Below are 7,155 nucleotides of genomic sequence, written 5' to 3' on the forward strand. Positions count from 1 at the left end.
TGTGCATGATGCGCGGGCCATGGTTGCTGTCGACCAGGCTCCAGTAATCATCCAGCTCGCTTTCAGTCGGCTGGGTCTGCGGGCCGAAGATCTGCCGGAAACCCTTGACCAACGCCTCACGGCTGAACGCGCGGCCGAGCAACCAGCCAATCGGACTGAGCAGCAGTTTCTGCATCAGCAACGGACGATGGGTTTCCGGAAAAAGACCGCCATTGAGGAACACGCAACTGGCAACTTCGATGCGTTTTTCGTAGTGCCGAGCGAGCAGCTCCTGAGCAACGCTGTCGCCGTAGTCGTGGGCGAGGATGTGCACGGCTTGTTCAACCTGCAGATGGGCAAGCAGTGCCTGTTGCAGATCGGCCTGTTCCAGCAGGCTGTAGGTGTGATTGCGCGGTTTTGCCGAATCGCCGAAACCGAGCATGTCGCAGGCGATCACCTGATAACGCTGGGCCAGTGGCTGCCACAGGTAGTGCCAATCCCAACTGGCGGTGGGAAAACCGTGAATCAGCAACAGCGGTTCACCCTGCCCGACTGTCCAGTAGCGGATCGACTGGCCACGAAAGACAAAAGTCCGGCTGCGCTTGCGCCAGACACTCAGAGGAATCTCGGCGAGTGGCATTAGAATTTATACCCCGGATCCTGTAGATCGAGTTTGCGCAGCAGCGCCGGCCACGCCAGCGCGCCGCCCATGCCCTGCGCGCTCTTGGTGACGCCGGCAATCATTGCCTTGGCGCCGGCGAGAATCTGCGGTTCGATGGCGATCAGTTCGGCACCTCCAGTCTGCGCCATGACCTGAATGTCGCAGGCGCGCTGGAAGGTGAACATCATCAGAAAGGTATCGGCAATAGTGCCACCACAAGTCAGCAGACCGTGGTTGTGCAGCATGAGGAAATTGTTGTCGCCGAGGTCGGCCTGAAGGCGCGCCTTTTCTTCATGGTTCAGTGCCACACCTTCATAGGCGTGATAGGCCAGGCTCGACAACACAAACAGTGACTGTTGACTGATCGGCAGCACCCCCTGCCTTTGCGCCGACACCGCAACGCCTGACGCAGTGTGCGTATGCAGCACGCAAACCACATCGTGGCGCACTTCGTGGACGGCGCTGTGAATGGTGTAGCCGGCGGGGTTGATTTCGTACGGGCTGTCCATGAGTTTGTTGCCGGCCTGATCGACTTTCACCAGGCTTGATGCGGTGATCTCGTGGAACATCAGGCCAAACGGATTGATCAGGAAATCTTCGGTGCCGGGCACCTTGGCCGAGATATGCGTGAAGATCAGATCGTCCCAGCCGTGCAGCGCGACCAGGCGATAACAGGCGGCAAGATCGACACGGGTCTGCCACTCGGCAGCGCTGACCTGATCTTTGACATTCGGCGACGATTGGACGGGGGCTACGCTCACTGTATGCACCTCTGCGTTCTTCTTGTTCTGCTCGTGTCAGCAGTCTAGTCAGGCGCAGGGCATCGCGTAGTTGCATTGGCAGCCAGCTTGATGACTGAACGGGTCAGCCGGGCAAACATCCTGGATCCGTTGCAATGCAACAACGCTTAGAAGGTGCAGCGATTATTGCCCGCGATCAGCCCTTGAGCGCTTCAATCAACTGCGCCAGCCACGGCTCGGCATCGGTTTCCGGCGTGACGCTTTCGCTGGCGTCGATGCGCAGCATTTCCTGAACCTCGTTCACGCCCAGTTCGGCAAACAACTCCCGCATCTGCTCGCCACCGCCGCAGAAGGTGTCGCCATAGCTGGCATCACCCAACGCAATCACCGCGCCGGGCAGACCGCGCCATGCCGCAGGCAATTGATCACGAATAGCCGAATACAACGGTTGCAGGTTGTCCGGCAGCTCGCCCATGCCAGTGGTCGAAGTCACAGCCAGAAGCGCCTCGGGGCCGAACGCCTGGATATCGGCCAGCGTGGCGCGCGAGTTGTAGAAGGTTTCAAAGCCGGCGGCTTTCAGCAGGTCCTGGGCGTGGCGGGCGACTTCTTCGGCGGTGCCGTAGACTGAACCTGAGAGGATGGCGACTTTCATCAATCTGATCCTGGAACTGAAAAAAAGAGCCGCGATAGTAACAGCCCATGCCGCGAAGTTGCGATTGGCTCTCAATGCAAGCTGCTGGCCTATAGACAGCCTGTGGCTTTCTTCTAGAATGCCTGCCACTGACATAACGGAAGGGATTCTCGGATGATCAACGCCAGCCTGCTGCAAATGGTGATCAATGCGTCGAATGACGGAATCGTGGTCGCTGAAAAGGAAGGCGAGCAGGACAACATCCTGATTTACGTCAACCCCGCTTTTGAACGGCTGACCGGCTACAGCAGTGAGGAGATTCTTTATCAGGATTGTCGTTTCCTGCAGTCTGGAGACCGCGACCAACAGAGCCTGGAACTGATTCGCGATACATTGCGCGAGGGCGGCTCATGTCGTGAAATCCTGCGTAACTACCGCAAGGATGGCACCCCGTTCTGGAACGAACTGTCGCTTTCGACCGTTAAGAACGCCGATGACGGGCAGACTTATTTCATCGGCGTGCAAAAGGATGTGACGGTTCAGGTCAAGGCGCAGCAGCGGGTTGCGCAGCTGGAAGCGCAAGTGGCGGCGCTGCAAAGCGAGCTAGCGGCGTTGAAAGCGACGAACGGCGCAAACAAAACCGCGAACTGATAGTCATTAACTACAATCACCAATGACTTTGTAACTATCCACTTCGAGTTAGCCATGCAGCGCGACGCCCTCCTCACTCAGGACGAGCTGGATTTCATCCAGACCATGCAGCACAACCCGCAATTGAACGTGCGGGATGCGACGTCGAGTCTGCTGGTTAATGGCGGTTCGCAGATCCGCGATCTGCTGACGCGCCTTGCAGCACATGAGCAAGTGACGATCCAGGCCAACTTCGAAAATCAGCAGATGACCTTCCCTCTGCATCTGGTTGAAGACGAGTTCCACGCCCTGCATCTGCGTCTCGGTGTGCCGAGCATCTACGAAGACGGCCCGATGGTGCGCCCATGGCGTCTGGTTCTTGAAGAGCCGGTGGCGCTGGAAAACGCCAAAGGCCAGCCCGGCACGCTGTGGGTACACGAGGTATCGCACAAAGGCGTGTTGCTGGAAGTGCGCAACAAGACCAAACCACCGAAACATTTCGCCCTGTGGTTCAGCCCTTCCGGTTATGAGCGCATCTCGTTGCGCGGCCATTTCGAGCGTGAAACCGAGCAAGGTTTCTTCGCCTACGAACTGAGCCAGACCGATGCCGACGAAACCGAGCGCTTGCGCCAGTTCATTCTGCAACAGCATCGTTTGACCCACCCCGCCCTGCACGCCTGAGTTTCAGGTATCCAGCGTGCCTGCCATGAATTGCTTCATGCGTTGACGCATTGTTGCGCCCTCATTCCCCAGACATGCCACGGATGAACCGGCCAGACTGTCTTCTGCAAGTTCGGAGGCATCGCCGGCCAGCATCAACTGACAGTCGAGGCTAAGCGCGAGGCGATTCAGACGCCGTGGCAGTTCAGCGCCAGGCGCATGATTGGAAAATAGCACCAGTGCGTCAGGTTTGACCTTTTCGCAGACCAGCGTCAATTCATCGAATGGCTGGCCCGTGGTCAGCACCCGCACGCCAGAGTCGTTGCCACTGAGAAACAGCGCCGCGACCAGCAACTCAAGCTCTCTGCATTGCCCCGCAAGCGCACTGACGACCACCCGGCGCGGTTGAGCCCCCCGCAGCATGACGATGCGCTGCAGCACTCGCGCCCTGAGAAATCCGTCGAGAAACAACCATTCGCTGGTTTGCCCGAAAGCGTCCTGGCGCTGCAGCAATTGCCGCCACAACGGCATGATGATGGCTTCGAACACCACTGGCAGCGTGTACGACGAGAAAATCTGTCCGTAGACGCGATCCAGCTGCTGATCGTCGAACTCACTGACCGCCTGCTGAACCTGCTCCTGCCATTGCTTGTAATCGGCCTGCACATGATCATCGGGGATAAAGTTTGCCAGCACCTTCAGAGGCTCTGTTTTCGCCAGGATCTTGCCGACTTTGCTCACGGCCACGCCGCGATCGATCCAGTCGACGATGCTGCGAACACGCTCGATATCGTTCATGGAATACAAACGATGCCCGCTTTCGGTGCGGGTCGGCTGGATCAATCCGTAGCGACGCTCCCAGGCCCGAAGGGTCACCGGATTGACGCCGGTCAGGCGCGCCACTTCGCGGATGGGGAACAGCTCTTCGCGTTCGAGCGTGCCGGGTGCTGTTGAGGCCGGGCGAGTATCCGTGATTACAGGCATCTGGCGGTCAACTTCCATGTCGGTTTATTGGATCCCATTTTAAACATGATGGACTGGAAACCTTCAAGTAGTGATCTGCGACGAATATGGCTGGTTTAATCGACAAAATCAGGAATAATCCTTGCTTGTTGTAAAGCGCAGGCCTCTACCCCGGCCTGCGTCAGGCGAAGCTCCTACCCGGAACGACGCGCTCGAAATACGGAGATACAAAATGTCTACTTCCCCCGTCACGCTCATGGTAGCGCGTCGCGTCGCCGATGGCCGTTATCACGATCTGATCGCCTGGCTTCGCGAAGGCGAACAACTGGCGACCGATTTTCCCGGCTACCTCGGCTCCGGCGTCCTCGCGCCACCACCGGGTGACAACGAATTCCAGATCATCTTTCGCTTTGTCGATGAGCAGACGCTGCATGCTTGGGAATATTCGGCGTCGCGTACCGCCTGGCTGAACCGCGGCAGCGATTTGTTCGAACATCCCAAAGAGCACCGAGTCAGTGGCATCGAAGGCTGGTTTGGTGCGACCGGGCAACGTCCACCGCGCTGGAAACAGGCCGTGGCGATCTGGCTGGCGTTTTTTCCGGTGTCGCTGATATTCAATTTTGTACTCGGCCCGTTGCTCGCTGAGTTGAGCCTGTTGCCACGCATATTGATCGGCACGGCATGCCTGACGCCGCTGATGGTGTACTTCTTCATCCCGTTGTCGACGCGCCTGCTGGCGTCTTGGTTGAACAGCACACCGACGCGGCCACTGGCGGCCACACCGTCGGCGCAAAATCGCTGATCTGCAGCGGGCGGCGAGCCTGTTATAGTTTTCGCTTCAACCGCGAAGCGAGCCGCCCATGCCAGATTCCGCAGCCCCGATCCTCATCACCGGCGCCGGTCAGCGTGTCGGTTTGCACTGCGCGCAGCGCTTGATCGAGGATGGCCACCCGCTGATTTTCACCTACCGCACCGAACGCCCGGGCGTGCAGGCCCTTCGCGATCTTGGCGCGACAGCGCTGTTCGCGGACTTTTCCAGCGAGGCAGGAATACTGGCCTTCATTGATTCACTGAAAGCGCACACCGACAGCCTGCGCGCCATCGTGCACAACGCCTCCGAATGGCTGGCAGAAACCCAGGGCAGCGAAGCACAAGCCTTCAATCGCATGTTCAACATTCACATGCTCGCGCCTTACCTGATCAACCTGCACTGCGCCGAGTTGCTGCAGCGCTCGACACCTGCCGACATCATCCACATCAGCGACGATGTCACCCGCAAAGGCAGCAGCAAGCACATCGGTTATTGCGCCAGCAAGGCCGGGCTCGACAGTCTGACCCTGTCGTTTGCCGCGCGCTTTGCGCCGGCCATCAAGGTCAACGGCATCGCCCCGGCGCTGTTATTGTTCAACCCAGACGATGACGCGGCGTACCGCGCCAAGGCGCTGGCCAAGTCCGCGTTGGGTATCGAGCCCGGCAGCGAGGTGATCTATCAGAGCCTGCGCTATCTGCTCGACAATCCCTATGTCACCGGCACGACCCTCACCGTCAACGGTGGACGGCACGTCAAATAGGCCGTCCCGCTTCGGCCGCGAGTCGAGTAAGATCCACCAGAACGCCTGCAATAGACTGGACGGAGCAAATCAATGCCACAACTTCAACCGGGGATGGCGCGCATCCGGGTCAAGGATCTGCGCCTGCGCACCTTTATCGGCATCAACGAGGACGAAATCCTCAACAAGCAGGATGTGCTGATCAACCTGACCATCCTGTACGCGGCACAAGAAGCGGTGCGCGACAACGATATCGACCACGCGCTGAATTACCGCACCATCACCAAAGCGATCATCGCCCACGTCGAAGGCAACCGCTTCGCCCTGCTCGAACGCCTGACCCAGGAACTGCTCGACCTGGTGATGACCAATGCATCGGTGCTGTACGCCGAAGTCGAGGTCGACAAACCGCACGCCCTGCGCTTCGCCGAGTCGGTATCGATTACTCTCGCGGCGAGCCGCTAGCTTCAAGCTTCAAGCTTCAAGCTTCAAGCTTCAAGCCGTAAGCGTTAATCTAACGCCCCCAAATTCAATCTTGCAGCTTGTAGCTTGCCGCTTGAAGCTGTCTCGAAGAGACCCTTATGACCGAGCAACAACGCCTTGAACTCGAAGCCGCCGCCTTTCGCCGACTGGTCGCCCACCTCGACAGCCGCAAGGACGTGCAGAACATCGACCTGATGAACCTTGCCGGGTTCTGCCGCAACTGCCTGTCGAAGTGGTACAAGGCCGAAGCCGACCAACGCCAGATCGAGGTCAGCCTCGATGACGCCCGCGAAGTGGTGTACGGCATGCCCTACACCGAGTGGAAAGCTCAATACCAGCAAGAAGCCAGCGCCGAACAGCAAGCGGCGTTTGCCAAAGGAAAACCCAATGACTGATCTGAATACCCTGCGCGCCAGCCTCAAGAGCGGCGAACATGCTTTCGCCGACACTTTGGCGTTCATCGCCGCCGGTTACGACTACCAGCCTCAGGCGTTCAACAACGGCGGCGTGGAAAATGCTGCCGGGCAGAACGAAGGCTCCTGCAAGACACTGGGCCTGGCATTGCTTGAGGGGCTGAGTGATGAAGAAGCGCTGCTGGCGTTCGGCGAGCATTACCGTTCGGTGCTGGCGACGCCTGAGGGCAGCGATCACGGCAATATTCGCGCTTTGATCAAGCACGGTCTGGCCGGGGTGAAATTCACCGCGCAACCGCTGAGCCGCCGCTGATCCCAATAGCCACACATAACCCCTGTGGGAGCGAGCCTGCTCGCGAAGACGGACTGACATTCAACGTTGATGTCGATTGATACACCGCTTTCGCGAGCAGGCTCGCTCCCACACTGGATGCGTGGCGGCTGC

Annotated in this window: 11 protein-coding genes; 7 read left to right on the forward strand and 4 right to left on the reverse strand. The window is 58.8% G+C overall.

The annotated features are described in order from the left end of the window. The 3 genes from D6877_RS15335 to D6877_RS15345 all read right to left on the reverse strand — a co-directional run. Nucleotides 1-619, reverse strand: a 619-nt coding sequence (locus tag D6877_RS15335) for an alpha/beta fold hydrolase (protein WP_130911347.1), incomplete at its 3' end; no start/stop codon positions are given. Further along, on the reverse strand, nt 619-1,401 hold the full coding sequence (locus D6877_RS15340; RefSeq protein ID WP_016771646.1) for a class II aldolase/adducin family protein: 783 nt from the start codon (nt 1,399-1,401) through the stop codon (nt 619-621). The genes D6877_RS15335 and D6877_RS15340, both read right to left, overlap by 1 nt. A gap of 175 nt (nt 1,402-1,576) precedes the next feature. Beyond that, nucleotides 1,577-2,032, reverse strand: a complete 456-nt coding sequence (locus D6877_RS15345; RefSeq protein ID WP_130911338.1) for a flavodoxin — start codon at nt 2,030-2,032, stop codon at nt 1,577-1,579. A gap of 153 nt (nt 2,033-2,185) precedes the next feature. Here D6877_RS15345 and D6877_RS15350 point away from each other — a divergent pair, with 153 nt between their 5' ends. Together D6877_RS15350 and D6877_RS15355 are read left to right on the forward strand one after the other, a co-directional pair. Further along, nucleotides 2,186-2,662: a PAS domain-containing protein gene (locus D6877_RS15350; protein WP_130911339.1), complete on the forward strand. Its 477-nt coding sequence runs from the start codon at nt 2,186-2,188 to the stop codon at nt 2,660-2,662. Nucleotides 2,663-2,716: 54 nt separating this feature from the next. Beyond that, the gene (locus D6877_RS15355) at nt 2,717-3,322 is read left to right on the forward strand and encodes a hypothetical protein (RefSeq protein ID WP_024011639.1); all 606 of its coding nucleotides are present in this window, start codon (nt 2,717-2,719) and stop codon (nt 3,320-3,322) included. 3 nt (nt 3,323-3,325) lie between these two features. On the opposite strand, the gene D6877_RS15360 is transcribed toward D6877_RS15355, so the two are convergent. Beyond that, nucleotides 3,326-4,285 (reverse strand): MerR family transcriptional regulator, encoded by a 960-nt coding sequence (locus D6877_RS15360; RefSeq protein WP_130911340.1) that lies wholly within the window; start codon nt 4,283-4,285, stop codon nt 3,326-3,328. A 211-nt stretch (nt 4,286-4,496) separates the two neighbouring features. Between D6877_RS15360 and D6877_RS15365 the strand changes: the two genes are divergently transcribed. The 5 genes from D6877_RS15365 (at nt 4,497) to D6877_RS15385 (ending at nt 7,023) form a co-directional block, all read left to right on the forward strand. Continuing rightward, nucleotides 4,497-5,066 (forward strand): antibiotic biosynthesis monooxygenase, encoded by a 570-nt coding sequence (locus D6877_RS15365; RefSeq protein WP_130911341.1) that lies wholly within the window; start codon nt 4,497-4,499, stop codon nt 5,064-5,066. A 58-nt stretch (nt 5,067-5,124) separates the two neighbouring features. Then, nucleotides 5,125-5,835, forward strand: coding sequence for a dihydromonapterin reductase (folM, locus tag D6877_RS15370; protein WP_130911342.1), 711 nt, complete (start codon nt 5,125-5,127; stop codon nt 5,833-5,835). Between the two features lie 72 nt (nt 5,836-5,907). Continuing rightward, nucleotides 5,908-6,279, forward strand: a complete 372-nt coding sequence (folX, locus tag D6877_RS15375; protein ID WP_016771653.1) for a dihydroneopterin triphosphate 2'-epimerase — start codon at nt 5,908-5,910, stop codon at nt 6,277-6,279. A gap of 116 nt (nt 6,280-6,395) precedes the next feature. Then, nucleotides 6,396-6,692, forward strand: a complete 297-nt coding sequence (locus tag D6877_RS15380) for a DUF1244 domain-containing protein (RefSeq protein WP_130911343.1) — start codon at nt 6,396-6,398, stop codon at nt 6,690-6,692. After that, a complete protein-coding gene (locus D6877_RS15385) occupies nt 6,685-7,023 on the forward strand; it encodes a HopJ type III effector protein (protein WP_130911344.1) in 339 nt (112 codons plus the stop codon). Before D6877_RS15380 ends, D6877_RS15385 begins: the two co-directional genes overlap by 8 nt. The last annotated feature ends 132 nt before the right edge of the window (nt 7,024-7,155 follow it).

Source organism: Pseudomonas sp. Sample_9 (assembly GCF_004307535.1).
GTDB classification, from domain to species: Bacteria; Pseudomonadota; Gammaproteobacteria; order Pseudomonadales; family Pseudomonadaceae; genus Aquipseudomonas; species Aquipseudomonas mercuritolerans.

Bases quoted from the DNA above. Each gene is read 5' to 3' on its own strand.
- D6877_RS15345 (WP_130911338.1), bottom strand. From the start codon at position 2,032: ATGAAAGTCGCCATCCTCTCAGGTTCAGTCTACGGCACCGCCGAAGAA.
- D6877_RS15350 (WP_130911339.1), top strand. From the start codon at position 2,186: ATGATCAACGCCAGCCTGCTGCAAATGGTGATCAATGCGTCGAATGAC.
- D6877_RS15355 (WP_024011639.1), top strand. From the start codon at position 2,717: ATGCAGCGCGACGCCCTCCTCACTCAGGACGAGCTGGATTTCATCCAG.
- D6877_RS15360 (WP_130911340.1), bottom strand. From the start codon at position 4,285: ATGCCTGTAATCACGGATACTCGCCCGGCCTCAACAGCACCCGGCACG.
- D6877_RS15365 (WP_130911341.1), top strand. From the start codon at position 4,497: ATGTCTACTTCCCCCGTCACGCTCATGGTAGCGCGTCGCGTCGCCGAT.
- folM (WP_130911342.1), top strand. From the start codon at position 5,125: ATGCCAGATTCCGCAGCCCCGATCCTCATCACCGGCGCCGGTCAGCGT.
- folX (WP_016771653.1), top strand. From the start codon at position 5,908: ATGCCACAACTTCAACCGGGGATGGCGCGCATCCGGGTCAAGGATCTG.
- D6877_RS15380 (WP_130911343.1), top strand. From the start codon at position 6,396: ATGACCGAGCAACAACGCCTTGAACTCGAAGCCGCCGCCTTTCGCCGA.
- D6877_RS15385 (WP_130911344.1), top strand. From the start codon at position 6,685: ATGACTGATCTGAATACCCTGCGCGCCAGCCTCAAGAGCGGCGAACAT.